Annotated in this window: 14 protein-coding genes; 3 read left to right on the forward strand and 11 right to left on the reverse strand. The window is 40.3% G+C overall.

Translation table 11 applies throughout. From position 1 onward, the window contains the following. The 6 genes from MHB40_RS13025 to MHB40_RS13050 all read right to left on the reverse strand — a co-directional run bounded on the left by MHB40_RS13025 (nucleotide 1) and on the right by MHB40_RS13050 (nucleotide 5,661). Entirely contained in the window at nucleotides 1-1,005 is a 1,005-nt protein-coding gene (locus MHB40_RS13025) for a 3-oxoacyl-ACP synthase (RefSeq protein WP_342532461.1), read from the reverse strand. Further along, on the reverse strand, nucleotides 1,002-2,018 hold the full coding sequence (locus MHB40_RS13030; RefSeq protein WP_205443715.1) for a branched-chain amino acid ABC transporter permease: 1,017 nt from the start codon (nucleotides 2,016-2,018) through the stop codon (nucleotides 1,002-1,004). The genes MHB40_RS13025 and MHB40_RS13030 overlap by 4 nt, the downstream gene beginning before the upstream one ends. Further along, entirely contained in the window at nucleotides 2,015-2,887 is an 873-nt protein-coding gene (locus MHB40_RS13035; protein ID WP_342440623.1) for a branched-chain amino acid ABC transporter permease, read from the reverse strand. Before MHB40_RS13035 ends, MHB40_RS13030 begins: the two co-directional genes overlap by 4 nt. A gap of 15 nt (nucleotides 2,888-2,902) precedes the next feature. Beyond that, entirely contained in the window at nucleotides 2,903-3,610 is a 708-nt protein-coding gene (locus MHB40_RS13040) for an ABC transporter ATP-binding protein (RefSeq protein WP_342440624.1), read from the reverse strand. Next, nucleotides 3,585-4,361, reverse strand: coding sequence for an ABC transporter ATP-binding protein (locus MHB40_RS13045; RefSeq protein WP_342440625.1), 777 nt, complete (start codon nucleotides 4,359-4,361; stop codon nucleotides 3,585-3,587). The genes MHB40_RS13040 and MHB40_RS13045 overlap by 26 nt, the downstream gene beginning before the upstream one ends. 61 nt (nucleotides 4,362-4,422) lie before the next feature. After that, nucleotides 4,423-5,661, reverse strand: coding sequence for a substrate-binding domain-containing protein (locus tag MHB40_RS13050; protein ID WP_342440626.1), 1,239 nt, complete (start codon nucleotides 5,659-5,661; stop codon nucleotides 4,423-4,425). Nucleotides 5,662-5,965: 304 nt separating this feature from the next. Between MHB40_RS13050 and MHB40_RS13055 the strand changes: the two genes are divergently transcribed. Next, complete coding sequence (locus MHB40_RS13055) at nucleotides 5,966-6,769, forward strand: MBL fold metallo-hydrolase (protein ID WP_342440627.1); 804 nt, start codon at nucleotides 5,966-5,968, stop codon at nucleotides 6,767-6,769. A gap of 206 nt (nucleotides 6,770-6,975) precedes the next feature. Here MHB40_RS13055 and MHB40_RS13060 read toward each other — a convergent pair whose 3' ends face one another. The 3 genes from MHB40_RS13060 to MHB40_RS13070 all read right to left on the reverse strand — a co-directional run bounded on the left by MHB40_RS13060 (nucleotide 6,976) and on the right by MHB40_RS13070 (nucleotide 12,453). Then, a complete protein-coding gene (locus MHB40_RS13060) occupies nucleotides 6,976-7,512 on the reverse strand; it encodes a GNAT family N-acetyltransferase (RefSeq protein ID WP_342443739.1) in 537 nt (178 codons plus the stop codon). Continuing rightward, nucleotides 7,496-8,332 carry an alpha/beta hydrolase gene (locus MHB40_RS13065; protein ID WP_342440628.1) on the reverse strand — a complete coding sequence of 279 codons (837 nt, stop codon included), beginning with the start codon at nucleotides 8,330-8,332 and terminating at the stop codon, nucleotides 7,496-7,498. Before MHB40_RS13065 ends, MHB40_RS13060 begins: the two co-directional genes overlap by 17 nt. A gap of 932 nt (nucleotides 8,333-9,264) precedes the next feature. Further along, nucleotides 9,265-12,453, reverse strand: a complete 3,189-nt coding sequence (locus MHB40_RS13070) for a BTAD domain-containing putative transcriptional regulator (RefSeq protein ID WP_342440629.1) — start codon at nucleotides 12,451-12,453, stop codon at nucleotides 9,265-9,267. Nucleotides 12,454-12,664: 211 nt separating this feature from the next. On the opposite strand from MHB40_RS13070, the gene MHB40_RS13075 reads away from it, so the two are divergent. After that, the gene (locus MHB40_RS13075) at nucleotides 12,665-13,255 is read left to right on the forward strand and encodes a hypothetical protein (RefSeq protein WP_342440630.1); all 591 of its coding nucleotides are present in this window, start codon (nucleotides 12,665-12,667) and stop codon (nucleotides 13,253-13,255) included. Between the two features lie 54 nt (nucleotides 13,256-13,309). Here MHB40_RS13075 and MHB40_RS13080 read toward each other — a convergent pair whose 3' ends face one another. Further along, the gene (locus tag MHB40_RS13080) at nucleotides 13,310-14,290 is read right to left on the reverse strand and encodes a diaminopimelate dehydrogenase (protein ID WP_205443726.1); all 981 of its coding nucleotides are present in this window, start codon (nucleotides 14,288-14,290) and stop codon (nucleotides 13,310-13,312) included. A 284-nt stretch (nucleotides 14,291-14,574) separates the two neighbouring features. Here MHB40_RS13080 and MHB40_RS13085 point away from each other — a divergent pair, with 284 nt between their 5' ends. Continuing rightward, nucleotides 14,575-14,886, forward strand: a complete 312-nt coding sequence (locus MHB40_RS13085) for a hypothetical protein (protein WP_342440631.1) — start codon at nucleotides 14,575-14,577, stop codon at nucleotides 14,884-14,886. A gap of 510 nt (nucleotides 14,887-15,396) precedes the next feature. On the opposite strand, the gene MHB40_RS13090 is transcribed toward MHB40_RS13085, so the two are convergent. Then, entirely contained in the window at nucleotides 15,397-17,091 is a 1,695-nt protein-coding gene (locus MHB40_RS13090) for a methyl-accepting chemotaxis protein (RefSeq protein WP_342440632.1), read from the reverse strand. Between the last annotated feature and the right edge of the window lie 11 nt (nucleotides 17,092-17,102).

The following is a 17,102-nucleotide window of genomic DNA, read 5'->3' on the forward strand; positions in this document are numbered from 1 at the left end:
TTATCCCCAGCGTATTGTGATAGCTCCCCAAACATAGCCAATGCCAGCACTAACGAGCGTCACAATATCACCTGCTTGAATTTGATTTTGCTCCTGTGCTAGCTGTAGGGACAAAATTTGATCGATCTGACCAATATGTCCATAGTCTTGCAAATAAATAGACTGCTCCTGCTGTAAGCTAAGCTCCGCTAAAATATAATCATGTGCAGATCTTTTCATATGCAGCATCGCTAAGTAATCCAGCTGTTCCTCACTGTATCCACTTTTCGCTAAAGAACTGCGAATGACCTTCAAAAAATTGCTTAAAGATTTTTGTTCTAGCCGCTCCTTCATCCCAATGGGGTCCAAAACGTCAAGCTTATATAAATTTTCGGTTAAATGAGATGGAGTTAATGGATTTTTCGTTCCTCCAACTGGTACAACTACATCCTCTGAGAAAGAACCATCCGTTATCAAATCTGCCTCTAGTAGCAGATTTTTTTCATAGTTTTTTTGTACTAACATGGCGCCCCCACCTGCCGCCAAATTGTACATAAAGCGCGTGCGCGGATTGCTATAATCGATAAAATCAACATTGCGATAACCACCTGCTAAAAGAATGGTTTGTATCGTGTCATCTGAGGCCATTAAGCTTTTCGCCACTTTCAACGCCATGATCGTTGTGCCGCAGCGTAATTGCACATCAAATGCCCATGCATTAACTGCACCGAGCTCCTCCTGCATTTTAATGGAGGCTGTCCAGAGTGGATATTCCTTATGTTCCTCCCCCATATAAATGACAACATCTATATCCTTAGGGTCTATATTTGCTTTTTGAATCGCCTCCTGTGCTGCCCAGATCCCCATTTGCACTGTATGATCATGCTTACCTGGGATTGGCTTTTCATGGATGCCCATTTTTTGACGGATAATGTCCTCAGGAATATTGGAAACAGCCGCTATGTCCTGCGATGTCATCTTCTGTTGGGGTAAATAAATACCTGTACTAACAATACCAACTGTCATTCAAATCGCTCCTTTTCCTGTGGCAGGGGGCCTGTCGTTTTTCGTTGCTTTAGCCTTCCTCGCCACTTCCAAAACAGCAGTCTTAGTGAGCCAATAATACCTTTAGGGAAGAAGATAACGGCTAAAATATAAAGAATCCCAAAGAAGATAATCCAACGTTCGAAAATAGGATAATCTCGCGCAAGCCCTGACAATGCATGTTGTGCATATTCGATGACTGCCGACCCTAATAAAGGTCCCACTAAAGTGCCAACCCCACCGATAATCGTCATTAACAAAGCATCCAGTGTAATATCCATTGCCATGACACTTGTGTTGACGAAGCGCAATGACACTGCATATAAGGAACCAGCAAAACTTGCTACAATGCCTGCCACAACAGAGGCAATGACTTTATAGTGCAACGTATTAAAGCCTAATGATTTCGTCCGTTGTTCATTTTCACGAACGGCAATTAAAATACGACCTGTCGGCGAATTAACAAAACGGTAGAGTGCCAAAAAGATAACAACTAGGCTTGCTAGCACAAAGAAATAGAAGGTCATTCGATCTCTAAATAAATCAGGTGCTCGAAAAGTAAAGCCATCATTGCCATATGTGACAGAGCGCCACTTTTCAGCTAAGACTAAAAATAACCCCGAAAAGGCTAGTGTGAGCATTGCAAAAAAATGACTTTTTAAGCGCAAGGTCAATAAGCCTACTAAAAAACTAATGAAGCCTGCTAGTATCATGCCAATCACGATGGACAGTACAAAGATCAAGAGTGTGTTATCCATCTGCTTCAGCATGACCGCTGTTGTATAGGCGCCAATGCCGAAAAACATGGCGTGCCCAAAGGAGACGATGCCTGTATAACCTAGTAAAATATCATAGCTCATCGCCAATATCCCAAAAATAAAGATTTGCGTGAGTAAAATAAGTAACGTGCGTGAATCATTAACAAAAGGAAGGATAATAAAAATGGCAAGTAACAGAAAAAATGCGATCGAGCGTAAGGTTATTTTCTTATTCATGATGTTCGCTCCTTTCGCATCGCAAACAGCCCCTGTGGACGGAAAATTAAAACGATGGCCATTAAAATCATATTGACTGCCAGTGACAGCACAGGGACATAATAAGCCATAAAGCTACCCGCAAGCCCTACTAAAATCGCTGCCAGCAAGGAGCCAGAAAAACTACCCATGCCGCCAATTACCACGACAATAAAGCCTAAAATAGCATATTCCATACCCATTTCCGCATAGATCACACCTGAATAGGGAGCCATCAGCATCCCACTTAGTGCCGCTAGAGCTGCGCCTACCATAAAAACATATAAAAATACACGCTTAATATGAATACCGAGAGCCTGTGCCATTTCCTTATCCTGCACACCCGCACGAACGATCAAGCCAATCTTCGTACGCTTCAGCATATATTGGAAAATACCAAAAATGATGAACCCTATGACAATAATAAATAAACGATATTTAATGATGATCACATCACCAATTTCCCAGCTTCCTGCTAAATAACTCGGTGTTTTCACTGCCACACCATTCGGACCAAAGACCACCTTAATAAGCTCCTGCAAAACAAGCATCAGCCCTAAGGTAATTAAAATTTGCTGAATATGATTGCCGTAAACAGGCGTAATAATAAATTTCTCTGTCAGCAGTCCAAGTAACGCTCCTGTCACAATCGCACCTATAATCCCAACGATAAAACTTTCTGTCCACATATAGGTAAAGATCCCCGCATAAGCCCCCCAAACAAATAATCCACCATGCGCAAAATTCAATACATCCATTAAACCGAAAATTAACGTCAAACCAGCTGCTAGTAGAAAAATCAACATCCCCGTGGCCAAGCCATTAATGATTAAATTGACGAATAACTCCAATGATGGTCACCCCCTCTATCCAATGCCAAGATACTTGCGCTTTAGTTCTTCATCATGAATCAAATCCTGCATATTGCCCGAATTTACGGTTCTGCCATCATCGATTAATGTATAGGTATCACCAATTCGACTAGCCATCATAAAGTTTTGCTCAACGAGAACAATGGACGTTTTCTTTTTCATTTCCACAATCGCTTCCATCACTTTTTCCACAACAATAGGAGCAAGTCCCTTGGAAGGCTCATCTATCAATATTAATTGGCTATCATTGATAAAGGCTCTTGCCATGGATAGCATTTGCTTTTGACCACCAGATAAATGCCCGCCAGCCTTTTTCCAAAATTTCTTTAAGTCAGGAAACAGCTCTAGCACATATTGCTGTCGCTCTAATGTCGCCGTATCCTCCTTGCGCATCGCTACCTTCATATTTTCCTCTACCGTTAAATCTGCAAAAATCCCTTGATTTTCAGGCACATAGCCAATCCCTAATTTCGCCACCTTATAGGTTGGGCTTTTTTTAATCGGATGAGAGCGAAAGGCAATGTCACCCTTTGTTGCAGGCGTTAATCCCATTATTGTTTTCAGAGTGGTCGTTTTTCCTGCGCCATTACGTCCAAGAAGTACTGTAACCTGCCCCTCCTTCGCTTCAAAATTAACGCCCTGCAATATATGATATTGGCCGATATGCGTGTGAACCTCATTTAATGTCAGTAAGGTGGTCATCGTACATCCCTCCTAAATATGCATGTTGCACAGTATCATTATTCATAATTTCCTCTGGTGAGCCATCTGCTAATAACTGACCATTGAACAACACCATAATGGAATCCGATAAATCTAAAATCATATCCATTTTGTGTTCTATGAGCAAAATGGTTTTATCCCCTTGCTGTTTAATGCTCCGAATGACTTCTAAAATCGTAGGAACTTCCTCTAATGACATCCCTGCAGTTGGTTCATCGAGCAGCAAAATTTCTGTATCTAACGCGAGTAGCATGGCTATCTCAAGCTTTCTTTTCTCTCCGTGGGATAGCATCGTTGTAAGAGCATCTCGTTTATTGTCGAGTAAAACGAGTGCCAATAACTCCTCCGCTTTGTCCGTAATCGCCTTATAGCTTTTGTAATGGCGGAATAGCTGGTAACGAATTTTCTCCTTGGATTGGACGGCTAAGCGGACATTTTCGAGGACCGTTAAGTTTGGAAAAACATTGGTGATTTGAAAAGAACGTCCCAATCCCATACGTGTTCTTTCGATAGCCGACTTTTGTGCAAGTGATTGCCCTTTAAAATAAACATCACCCGCAGTTGGCTTTAGCTCACCACTAAGCAAATTAAAGAATGTTGTTTTCCCAGCACCATTCGGCCCAATAATGGACTTCAAATGCTTCTCTGGCATTTGAAAATTAACGCCGTCCACAGCCGTGTGTCCGCCAAAACGGATTGTTAAATTATCAGTGTATAATAGCGGCTCCATTCTCTACTCCCTTTCCTTCTAATAGATATGTAGAGAGACAGCCATGCTGCCTCTCATTTGTTTAATTCATAACAGGAGGTGCCGTTTCCTCAGGACTTAACTCCCGAATAAGCACTGGTACTGGATACTCCACACCATCTTGTTGCTCTAAGCGAATCGAATACATCGATTGAAGAGCCTGATGATCCTCTTCACGGAACGTCATCGTACCTTTTGGTGTCTCAAATGACATACCCTCCATTATGTCGATCAGCTTATTGGCATCTACATCCCCATCCGATTTTTTCAATGCCTCCACAACGGCAATCGCCGCAGACATACCACCAGGAGTAAATAAGTCAGGCACTTCGTTGAAACGTTTCTGGTGTTCATCAACTAACCATTTATTGACATCATTTTGCGGTAGCGTATGATAATACACCGAGAAGCCTTCCATCCCAACCAATGGATTCATAAATTGAAGGGCAATAATATCCGGTGCACCCGTCGAAATTTTAATGCCCTTTTCTTGAATTTTAAGATCAGCAATTTGATTCCACGGTGAATTTGCGCCAGCCCAGACAACAAACAAATAATCAGGCTTCGCATCAATCACCTTTTGCAAATTGGATGTAAAGTCTGTTGCTGCAGGATCTGCATATTCCTCAAGTACAATTTCAGCCCCTAATTTCTCCGCTGCCGTTTTAAAGGCATTCACCCCATCCCAGCCAAACGAATAATCTGGCGCAAATGTAGCAATCTTCACACCTTTGCCCGCAATAGCCGCTGCCGCAGCATACGCATCCTGTGATGAATTACGACCTGTACGGAAAATATACTCATTAAACTCGGAACCTGTAATACTGTCAGCCACTGCTGGCTCTACCACCATAATTTTTTCATACTCCTCGGCAAGCGGTAAAACAGCGAGCGTATCACCCGAACTCGAAGAACCGACTAAAAAATCAACCTGATCATCTTCCAAAAGCTTTGTCGCCTTCTGCACAGCCACCTCTGGCTTCGTCTCCGTATCCTCATACACAATCTCTATTTTCTTACCATTGACCTCCATCGTGCCACCTGTTGCATACTCAATCCCTAAATCAAACCCACGCTGCGTCTGCTTTCCATATGACTCAAGCGCCCCCGTTAACGAAGCAAGCACCCCAATCTTAATCGTGCCCCCTTCCGCTGTCACCGCCTTCGTCTCACCACCAGAAGAATCTGCATCCGTTGCATCATCCTTCGTGTCTTCCCCATTACAAGCCACCAACACCACAGCCAACATCACGAAAAGAAACCAATACCACTGCTTCCTCATCCCATATCCCCCTTCAAAATAAGCTCCCTAGAAAGCGCTTTCTTGCTATGACAACACTATATAAAAGTCCAGTTACAAATTAGTTACAAAAAATGCTTTGCACTTTAGTGCAGAGCATTTTTATGTCCCGAAAGTGTAGCGGAGCGCCTACGAATGCGATTATTCATAGCGACGATAATCTACAAATTGGGCATTTATGGTATTGTTACTTTAAGTATTTTAAAGAAGAGTGAACAGTGTAGGATATTTATGTAACAACTCGTATTATCTTTACTAAACACCTAAAAAAAGAGAGGGAATTTTAATGAGTGAATATTATTCCAGACATTTTAATCTTGAAAAAGTAAGTGAAGGTATTTATGCCGCTATTGCAAAGGATGGGGGTGGCGCGTTTGGAAATGCTGGTCTCATTGATTTAGGGGACAAAACCATTATTTTTGATACATTTAACACGCAACAAGCAGCTGAAGATCTAAGAAATATAGCTGTACATATTACAAATAAACCCGTCTCTTGGGTAATTAACAGTCATTTCCATAGTGATCATACGAGAGGAAACCAAGTATTTAAAGATTGTCATATCGTTTCTAGTCAAATAACACTTCAACAAATGAAAGAAAACCATCCAGCAAAAATTGCTGAACAAAAGGCAGATTTAGAAGGGTTAAAAAAATACATTGCCTCCCTTGTCGCTTCCACTGACATACAAAAAATGAATGAAATAAGTTTTTTAAAAGAGATGGAAAGCTCAATCCCTGACCTGGAATTAGTTTTGCCGCAATATACTTTTACTCATGAATTTACTATTTTCGGAACAGAACGTACCGCTAGAATAATAACACTGGGAGGTGGTCATTCTCCCTGTGATTCTTTTCTTTATAAACCTGAAGATGAAATCATATTTATGGCTGACCTTCTATTTGTCGGTATGCATCCATCATTTTTCCCTTATTCCAATCCAACACAATGGGAAAATATTTTAGAAGAAGTAAATAACTTGGCCATTCAAAAAGCTATCCTTGGTCACGGTTCAGTAGGATCTAAAAAAGATATAGTGAAGCTTAAAAACTACATTAATGAAATGAATTTGTTATCAAAAAAAAATTAGGAACATGGAAGACGTTTCAATACCTTCAGCATATCAAGATTGGACAACTATCCATATCGACGTTATGGAACTGTTTATTAAAAATTTAAAAGTGTTAAAAGATTTGTAGTTCCTCATTTGATTCTGTAATTTCCGATGAGGACAATCTACAAAAAGGATTTCAACATATCCAATAAAATGCAGAATGTTCATTTAATGCATAACTTTTAACATGATGACCATTCCTGTTTCAATACACTATACAATAATGAATCTCGCCAAACGCCATCTTTCATTAGCATATTTTCACGTAATACTCCTTCTTTTAACATTCCTACTTTTTCTAAAACCTTTGCTGATCCAATATTTCTAGGATCACAGGTTGCACAAATACGATGGAGCTTTAATGTTTCAAAGCCGAAAGTGATCATTAATTTAGCACTCTGCGTTGCTACTCCCTTCCCCCAATAATCAGGGTTCACGATATAGCCAATTTCCCCGACCTTATTTGTAAAATCCTGAATCATGATTTCTACCGCACCTATTAACGTTTCTTGATAAATAATCGCAAAAACATATCTTTCCCTTGGTGTTTGTGTTGCTTCATCGAGAACATCCTGAATGAATTCTTTTGAATCCTCCTCTGTATTCGGTCCCCATGTTTGATACCTACAAACAATTTCCTGTGAGGCATATTTATGAACATCAATCCAGTCATATTGCGTGAATTCTCTTAAAAATAATTTTTCATTTGCAAAAATCACTTTCATCCACCCCTCCCTCTACACGATTCAACCATTCACTCATCAGCTTGGTAAACAATTCAGCTTGTTCGATCTGCAAATTATGCCCCGCCATATCTAATATGGCAAAAGTTGCTCTAGGAAACTTTTCTAAAATCGAAAAAGCATCTTGATAGCCAACAACGGAATCTTGTTTTCCAAGTAAAAAGAGACTTGGCTTGTCAAAGGACTGTCCGTCAACGGCAAAGGAAAATCCATAGCTTTGCTGAATTTTTTCTAAAAATGCCTGATCTGCTAGGTTACACCCTGCCAACACCTCTGTTGTATAGCGCTCCCAATTATAGGCATCTAAGACGACTTGATTAGCCCCAAAATCATCTTGCTCCTGCTGACTTAATGTTGATAAAAAAGCAGCATCTGCTTGTACAATACAATGCTGTGGCACTGTACGTTGCTCTTTTTCAGGAATGATGAGAGGACAAATAAGGGCAGCACCTAAAAGTTGATCGACTGACGTTCTCATAATACCGCGCGCTAAATAGCCACCGTAAGATTCACCCACCAACAAGTAGGATTCATTTGGAATGATTGTGTGTATCAATTCGATGATTGCTTCTAGCATTTCATCTGAGTTCTGAATCGATGAATAGTCTGTTGTCTTCCCCATTCCTGGAAGATCAATATAGATACGCTTCCATCCTTCTCGCTCTATAAAAACAGGCTCCATACATCCCTTCATCAAACGATGATCAGGAGAAAAACCATGTAGCATGATAATAGGTGTCCCTGTTCCAATAACTTCATAGTAAATATTCGCTTTATTCGTCTGACAAAATGACATTGTTGTTCCTCCAAATACGGTACATTTTTGTACATTGTATATAGTCTACTCCACAGTTGGAGCGGGTTGACACGGTTTATGAGCGGCTTTCCTCTTTGATTGAGCGCCTTGACATCACTTAGGAGCGGCTCTCTCCTTACTTAGAGCGCCTTGACTCCACTTAGGAGCGGCTCTCCTCATAGTTGGAGCGCTTTGACATCATTTCGGAGCGGCTCTCTCCTTAGTTGGAGCGCTTTGACTTCACTTAGGAGCGGCTCTCTCCTTAGTTGGAGCGCTCTGACCACACTTAGGAGCGGCTCTACTCTCAGTTGGAGCGCCTTGACCACACTTAGGAGCGGCTCTACTCTCAGTTGGAGCGCTTTGACTCCACTTAGGAGCGGCTCTCTCCTTAGTTGGAGCGCTTTGACTTCACTTAGGAGCGGCTCTCTCCTTAGTTGGAGCGCTTTGATTCTACTTAGAAGCGGCTCTCTCCTTAGTTGGAGCGCCTTGACCACACTTAGGAGCGGCTCTCTCCTTACTTAGAGCGCTTTGACATCACTTAGGAGCGGCTCTCTCCTTAGTTGGAGTGCTTTGACCACACTTAGGAGCGGCTCTCTCCTTAGTTAGAGCGCTTTGACTCCACTCAGGAGCGGCTCTCTCCTTAGTTAGAGCGCTTTAATCCCACTTAGGAGCGGCTCTACTCTCAGTTGGAGCGCCTTGACCACACTTAGGAGCGGCTCTCTCCTTACTTAGAGCGCTTTGACCACACTTAGGAGCGGCTCTACTCTCAGTTGGAGCGCCTTGACTCCACTTAGGAGCAGGTTTCCCCATAAAATGAGCGCTTTGACTCCACTTAAGAGCAGTTCTCCCCATAGAAGGGTCACTTCCCACACTCAATGAAGCAGTCCCATCCAATACTAAACCACTTCGCCTAGCCTTAAAAGCAACACTGGCTAACCCATTATCAAATCATAGACTGTCATGGTGGATTCCATGGGGGTTGTGTTTAGCTCCTGTTGTAATTGTTGGACACATTTTTCATACCATTTTAAGGCCAGGGAGCGGTTTTGGAGTTGGTAGTGGCTGTACATGAGCAGGCGATACGCTTCCTCCCAGAGTGCATCCTCGCGCAGGATCTTTTCTGCGAAAAAAATGGCTTTTTTAAATTGCTGTTGTCTTGTTGCGTTTTGTGCCAGTCGTTCCAGGACTTCGATATATAAAAATTGTAGCTTTTCACGGTCCTGCGTAAGCCAGTCGATTTGCTTTTTTTCCGCATAGAGAGCATCCGTATAGCTCGCTTTCGCTAATAATAGCCATTCATTGGACAACTGTGGATCAAATTCCTCTATTCCTAAGCTGTAGTAATAGTGAAAGCGTTCTACATCAATTTGGAGAAAAGCGATATTTTGTAACTGATACATATTATTTTTTCGTTGAATGAAAAAGCTATCTTGTCTTGCATGACGTTGTGGCTCCAACACTTTGAGTAATGTGTTTAAGACCACCTTAAAATCTCGATCTAAGGACTCGACACTACGATCTGGCCATAATGCCTGTGCTATTTCTTCCTTTGGTGTAAAGCGATTGCGATGACAGTAGAGGTACACGAATAATTCCTTTGATTTATCACGCTGCCACTCTTTGTCTTCCAGCTTTCGTTGTGCTCGAATTAAATTTAAACTCCCAAAAAGATTCATCTGTACCTCATCCTGCGGATAACTGATGCTATCCTCGACCTGAAAATAACTTTGCAATGCTAAGATAGCTGGATGCTCCATCTGACAAGTTTGACTAAATTGCAGTAGCTCGTAAAATATCATTCGATTGCTCGGACCAAGTATCGATGGCCTTTGTAAGAAATATTCATAGCCATTCCCCACACATAGTTGGGCAAACTGTTGAAAATACTGTTGAAACGGCTTCTTATTACGCTCTTGCATGGCAATCACAGACTGATAAAATAAAACATGCATCAAGCCATTGCGATCACCGCATTCTTGAAATAGTTGCTGTGTCTTCTTTAATAATTGCTTCGCTCGCCCTCTTTCTTGCTGGGAAAGGATGATTTTTACCTCTGCTAGAAGAATTAGAGCCGTCATCCACGCATCTTGAACTTGCTCTGTTTCCTGTAAGCCCAGTGCTAAGTATTTCTTAGCCGCTACCGTATCTCCCAAAAAATGTTTGACAATGGCTAACCCCATATAAGGCTCAGCCTTCACACGAGAAATATTAATGGCATTCATTAACGTCAACGCTTTTTCATAGGCTTGACATGCCCCCTGATGATCTGGGAAATCTATTAACAGCAGGGCATGCGCCTTTCTGATATAGCCTACCGCCTCTATGAAAATAGACTTCTCTTTTAATCCTCTGCGAATACCATGTTGGGCAGCATACCAGGCTTCTTTGCCTTGACCTAACAATGCATAAACGAAAGCCGCCAGCAGTTCACTTTCTCGATGGGTTGCAACAAGCTGAGGCGGTAATTCAAGTCGCTGTGCTAATAACTCCTTGGCCTCCCGTAGTTGTCCAGTTCGTAGTAAAACACGAACATCGACATTCGCCCGTTGTATGACATCCACTGGCAATGCGACGTCCTCCATAAAGAGCTGTGCACCCTTGGCCTTCCCTAGGTTCACTAAATTTTCAGCATATTGCCGTTGAAGTTCTAATAATTCCTCTTTGCGTAATGGTGTATGTTTCGCTAGCTCTAATGCTTTCTCTAGATAGGGCTCTGCTAAAGCAGGTTGAATGGTGTCTAAGTATATATGGGCTATCCCGGCTTGGGACTTTGTCATAAATAGGTGATCCCGCTGTTGCTGTGCGATGGTTGCACATTTTTCATAGGATTGTTTTGCTTTTTCATAATAAGCTCGGTAGCGATGACACTCTCCCTCGAAATAATATAATCTATAAAATTTGTCTTTTTCCTGTGCAGTAAATCGATTGATTTTTTCTAACAACCATTCAAATTGACCCGCACGTACGATTGATTCTGCATGAAGCTGTAATAGCTCCCCACAAAAGTCATGATCATTCGTTTTAAAGGCATGATACAAAACAGATTGAATATTATGACGGTCTACATAATACAATGCTGCTTGTTTATGAAGGTCCGTATATTGGCTTGGATGCTGTCGCCATTTCATTTCTAAAAATCGACTGAACAATGCGTGAAAACGGTATAAACCATCTGTTGTCACTGGTTGGATAAATAAATGACGCTGGGTTAATGCATTCAGTATTTGTGCAATTTCAGCGCCATAAAACGCTTCAAATAACTCTGCAGAAAAGGTAGGAAAAATTGCTAATTTCAAAATGGTATCCTGCTCAGAAGCGGTCATCGTACTATAAACTTCTTCTGATAAGTAAGTGAATAGATCATTTGTAGAAATCGTTAGCCAATGATCTAACGAAGCATGGTGCCATTGCTCCGCCAATAAGGAAATACTAATGGCCCAGCCCTCCGTGATCTCTAATACCTTGGTCATTTCAGCCTCGGATAAATGCACATCTACATATTCTTCAAAAAACACCGCAATTTCCTCCGTTGTAAATGCCAGTTCGTCCTCTTTCATAACCAGCCATCTTTTTTGCAGCTTTAATTTCCTCATAATATCCCAATTGGGGAGTGTTCTTGAAGCAATAATAAAATGAATGCTGGGTGGAGCAAATTCAATGATTTTTTCCATGAAATAATTAATAGGAAAGACATGATCTACTAGATGAAAGTCGTCAATTACAATAAGTAGTGACTCCTCTATGTCACATAGGCAATTGACAAATAGCTTATACCAACGATTGAGCTCATCCATCTTAGGAAAGCGTGACAATTGATTCCACCCATCAAAGGTATGACCAAAATTTGGTGCAATTCGCTGTATGCTAAAAAAAAGATGTCTCAAAAAGGGTAATAGATTATCATCTTCATCCGAGATACTATACCAAGAAAATTTACTCGATTCGTTAGCAAGAAATTGAGTTAGAATGGTTGTTTTACCATACCCTGCACCACTATGCAGAAAGGTACAAGTGTGATGATGGCTTTTCTTTAATGTTCGCATAAGTGTCGCTCTATTAATGCAATGCGTGGAAGGATTTGGCGCCATACATTTTGATTGAATAATAATTTCCGCTGTCATATAAATATAACCTCCATATTTTGTAAGGTTACAAAGATTTCTACAAAAATTCAGATTATTAAATTATTGACAGTTTACCATATTTTTTATGTAATTTTATAGATTTCATCCCCATTTTTTGTTTTGGGAATGGAAGTAGAATTTCGTTTGCATTTTATGCCTAATTTTAGTAATCTGTTATATTACTAAAATTTAGAAGGAAAGTGGATAAATGAACAGTCTAGATAGAGCAACGAAAAAGAAACAACAAGCAGAAAGCGTTTTAACTGACTTACAATTGATTCAGAAATGGAGTACTGTAGGCGAATGTTTTTTAGTAGGGGCAGCTGCTTATAATTTGATGGTTTCCCCCGATATTGACCTCGAAACATTTTGTGATGTGCCTAATCCTCACATCATAATGAGCGAATTAGCCATGCTCACACAGAACAAGAATGTCATTGAACTAAAATATAGAGATTATACAAGTTCCGATTTTAAGGGACATTATTTTAAGTTGCTTTACCGAGCGGAGGAAGTTGAGTGGAATATTGATATGTGGTTATTTTCAAATAGCCACAATGGTGCCATCTCAAAAGATTTAGTACCATTTATGAAAAATCATTTAACAGTGGAAACTAGAAAAGCCATTCTTGATATAAAGGAAGCATTACTTCATCTTCCTACACAATACGCCTCTATTTTTATTTATCAAGCTGTCTTGGAATTTGGCATTAGACATGTAGATGATTTTTTACAATGGACAAAACATCATAACACAACTGTACCGTTTCATTGGCAACCTATTTCAGCAAACAATTAGGCTAAAAAAATTCCCGATTATCAACTCTATGATAATCGGGATCATTAGCTATGATTATAGTAATTCTTTACGTAATTCAGCAGCTGATTTTGGCGAAAGTAGGCTGAATGGGATATCAAATACTGTTTTCGCACCTTTATCACCAGCTTGACTTAAACGGTGTGCTGCACGTGCGTAAGCCACTAATACACTCGATGTAAAGTTTGGATTACTGTCAAGTTTTAATGAGAATTCGAGAATTTGTTTATCGTTTGCACCACTGTCACCACTGCGAATGACAAAACCACCGTGTGGCATACCAGTATGATTTGCTTTAAATTCATCTTCAGTAATGAAGTTCACTGTTGTGTCATACTCATCGAAATAGTTAGGCATTGTGACAATTTCTTGTTCAATCTTCGTTGCATCTGCACCTTCTTCTAACACAACCCAACATTCACGTGCATGTTTTTCACGTGTTGTTAATTCAGGGTTTTCACCGTTACGAACTCGCTCTACAGCTTCTTTAATCGGTAATGTGTATTGAACAGCATTTTTAACACCTTCGATACGACGAACAGCATCTGAGTGTCCTTGACTTAGGCCATCGCCCCAGAATGTATATGTTGTACCAACTGGTAATACTGATTCTCCTAGTAGACGATTTAAAGAGAATAAACCTGGATCCCAACCAACTGAGATAACAGATACTTTACCAGATTTTTGTGCCGCTGCATCTACAGCATCGAAAAATTCAGGAATTTTCGCATGTGTATCGAAGCTATCAATTGTATTAAACCATTGTGCAAAATGTGGACCTTGCTCTGGTAAATCTGTTGCAGAACCACCACATAAAATCATGACATCAATGTCGTTTTGGAATTTTTCAGCGTCATCTACTAAATATACGCTCGCATTGCTTGCTACGTTTACTGTTGAAGGATCACGTCGTGTGAACACCGCTACTAATTCCATATCTGGATTTTGTGAAATGGCATACTCCACACCACGTCCTAAATTTCCATATCCTACAATACCTACTCGAATTGCACTCATTAAAAATTCCTCCTAACGATTTCGTGACTTTGTGAAAACTTTCACGTTAAATCTAATTACAATAATACTTCGTGTTAGAAAAATTCACAATAGTTTGAGTATGAGTTTTTTAAAAAGAATTTATATCAGTTTTCTATGGTTTTTATCCCATAACGGTATGAATACGGTTACAAATTACTAAATCTTCCATGAACCTTAAAGTTATTGTAAAAGCCTTGTAAATAACGGCTATTTTCCCATCTAGTCTTGTACAATAAATGTAACGACAAAAGGGGGCATGTTGAATGAAAAGTACTGGTTACTCATCAAGCACAACATTGGCACAAGGAGAACTACTTGCATTCCATATGACACAAAATACTGCAAACAAGCATAGTGAAGCGATACAAACTGGCCGTAAGCTGCATGGAAAATTTCCATCAAACAATCCTATATGTATCGGTGTTTTACCTTTTGACGTTTTAGAAAACATACCTGACATCTCCATCCAAAAAAACAAGGTAAATGAGGTGGACTTCTACAATAGTGGTAAGGACATCGCTCGCTGGTTCATTAAAAAAAGTGAATACAACAAGGATGGCTTTGACTTCATTTAAAGAAGTCAAAACCATCCATAGAATTTGTGTGAAAGGTGAAAATGGATTGCCGTTGCAGGCTACTTGCTTTCCTGTAGACGAGCGCCGAGCCACTTCCTCCGCTACCGCTTCGTTTAGAGCTCGCCTGTCTCGCTATCCCACCAGAATCAAGCAGCCTTCCTCCACTTTTAGCAAAGGTTTTCAAACAAAGTGAAGGTGTTCTCAACACTTTATGAAGGGCTGTTGTCACGCATCGCTTCTCCACATTTTTCACTACTGTTAGTATGAAAGAAAAGGAAAAGACACCTTTGCAGAATGGTTGATTGGGGTGGAGCCAGCGTCACAGAGGAGATCCTGGAGCGAACGTAAGTGAGTGAAGCGGCTCATCGGACGTCCCCTGGAAAGGACGCTAGCGGAACGGAAATCACCCCCCCGCCTTGTTAAAAAGGTCTCTTTCTACTAGTGACATAATCTTTTTTCAACAACATGATGGCTTTGACTTCATTTAAAGAAGTCAAAACCATTTTTAATTTATAGCTTATAGAACTGAATTAATTCCTCTAGTTGATCGGCTGTTCGCGTTAGCTGATCTGCACTGCTCGTAACAACTTGAAGCGAGCTACTGGATTGCTCTGCTGATGCGGCGGTTTGCTCCACACTGGCTGCAGCCTCCTCTGTGACAGCAGCTATTTCCTCAATCATTTTACTGACACTTTCACTATCCTTCATGACGATTTCAATTCTTTTAGATGTATCTTGGATAGTAATCGTCACCATTTTAACGGCTTCATTAATATTTTCAAAGGTATGCCCGGTCATTTTCATTTGCTCTGATCCCCTCGCGACTTCTACATATCCCTTTTGCAGAAATTCTGTCACCGTGTTAGTTTCTTGTTGAATTTTCTCCACAATGCCTGTAATTTCAACTACAGAATAGGAAACTTGATTTGCCAATTTCTTTACTTCCTCCGCAACGACAGCAAAGCCCTTTCCGGCATCACCTGCACGAGCCGCTTCAATTGCAGCGTTTAATGCTAATAAATTCGTTTGGTCCGAAATCTCCCGAATCACGGTGACAAGCTGATTAATTTCTTGAGACTGCTTTTCTAAATTGTTGACATTTGTTACTGTTCCCTCAAATACCTCATGGATGATGGACATTTGTAACAAAGATTGATCCATTAATTCTTTGCCCTGACCAGTCATCGCTAAGATGTCATGTGACTTCTGAAATATGTGCTGACCGTTTTCATTCATTTCACAAATGTTTTTAGAAAATACGTCCATCTTAGAAACCATTTCACTTGCTAAATTTGCTTGTGCTTCGGCCCCTGAGGCAAGTTCTATCATCGTTTCCGTCGTTTGCTCTGAACCATTAAATACATCCTTTACAGATTGTGCAATATAGCCAATTTGTTGATGTAATTCCTTCGCAGATACTTTTACCTGCTGCAATAACCGATTATTATTTTCACTAACAAAATTAGATGCCTTCATCAGTTCTGCCACTTCATCTTGAAATTTAACTTTCAATGGTGGATCCGTTAAATCACCTTCAGCAATTTTTTGTAAACGTTTCATAACCAAATTGATAGGTTTCACTATGCCGTTTGTCACAAATATCGCAATAATTATTCCCGTTAGAACTATCAGAATAGTGAAAATTGAGTTGAATTGAATATTTTTATTTCCTATTTCAATCACATGGATACCTTGTTCTAATACATCCTGCTTGCGCTCGTCTGCCATAGCTGTAAAACCACTCATTAATTCTCTTGCATAGTTTTGTGCCTCTCCATTTAAAATAGCTTCAGCTTGTTTAATTTTTCCCTGCTCAAAAAGAGGAAAAACATTTTCAACAATCATTTCATCCCATTTTCTTCCTAATAAGATCAGCTCCTTAGTCTTTGGAGATTCCGTTTGTTGCAGCAATTCCTCCTCTAGGGTACTGGCTTGCTCAGCATATTTCTGAAACTCATTCTTATAAGAAATATCGCCTGTCAAAATATACCCTCTGACTAATGCAATTTTTTCTGCCGTGTTAAAGGCCATTGATTGATCCAGCATAAGCAAAGGTAACTGCTCTTGCATGATATGGTTGGTATCTCGATGAATTTTTTTCATCGACTCGATTGTGAAAATAGAAAGAATGATCATTAGAAGTAAGACAAGCAAAAAACCAAATAAATTTTTCTGTCGCACTGATTTAAGTTTAATTATGGCCATTTTAATTCCCC

The organism is Lysinibacillus sp. FSL K6-0057 (assembly GCF_038630885.1).
Classification (GTDB): domain Bacteria; phylum Bacillota; class Bacilli; order Bacillales_A; family Planococcaceae; genus Lysinibacillus; species Lysinibacillus fusiformis_F.

Excerpts from the sequence above, each read along its gene's own strand:
- MHB40_RS13025 (WP_342532461.1), bottom strand. The coding sequence starts at position 1,005 with ATGACAGTTGGTATTGTTAGTACAGGTATTTATTTACCCCAACAGAAG.
- MHB40_RS13030 (WP_205443715.1), bottom strand. The coding sequence starts at position 2,018 with ATGAATAAGAAAATAACCTTACGCTCGATCGCATTTTTTCTGTTACTT.
- MHB40_RS13040 (WP_342440624.1), bottom strand. The coding sequence starts at position 3,610 with ATGACCACCTTACTGACATTAAATGAGGTTCACACGCATATCGGCCAA.
- MHB40_RS13045 (WP_342440625.1), bottom strand. The coding sequence starts at position 4,361 with ATGGAGCCGCTATTATACACTGATAATTTAACAATCCGTTTTGGCGGA.
- MHB40_RS13050 (WP_342440626.1), bottom strand. The coding sequence starts at position 5,661 with ATGAGGAAGCAGTGGTATTGGTTTCTTTTCGTGATGTTGGCTGTGGTG.
- MHB40_RS13055 (WP_342440627.1), top strand. The coding sequence starts at position 5,966 with ATGAGTGAATATTATTCCAGACATTTTAATCTTGAAAAAGTAAGTGAA.
- MHB40_RS13065 (WP_342440628.1), bottom strand. The coding sequence starts at position 8,332 with ATGTCATTTTGTCAGACGAATAAAGCGAATATTTACTATGAAGTTATT.
- MHB40_RS13070 (WP_342440629.1), bottom strand. The coding sequence starts at position 12,453 with ATGACAGCGGAAATTATTATTCAATCAAAATGTATGGCGCCAAATCCT.
- MHB40_RS13075 (WP_342440630.1), top strand. The coding sequence starts at position 12,665 with ATGAACAGTCTAGATAGAGCAACGAAAAAGAAACAACAAGCAGAAAGC.
- MHB40_RS13080 (WP_205443726.1), bottom strand. The coding sequence starts at position 14,290 with ATGAGTGCAATTCGAGTAGGTATTGTAGGATATGGAAATTTAGGACGT.
- MHB40_RS13085 (WP_342440631.1), top strand. The coding sequence starts at position 14,575 with ATGAAAAGTACTGGTTACTCATCAAGCACAACATTGGCACAAGGAGAA.
- MHB40_RS13090 (WP_342440632.1), bottom strand. The coding sequence starts at position 17,091 with ATGGCCATAATTAAACTTAAATCAGTGCGACAGAAAAATTTATTTGGT.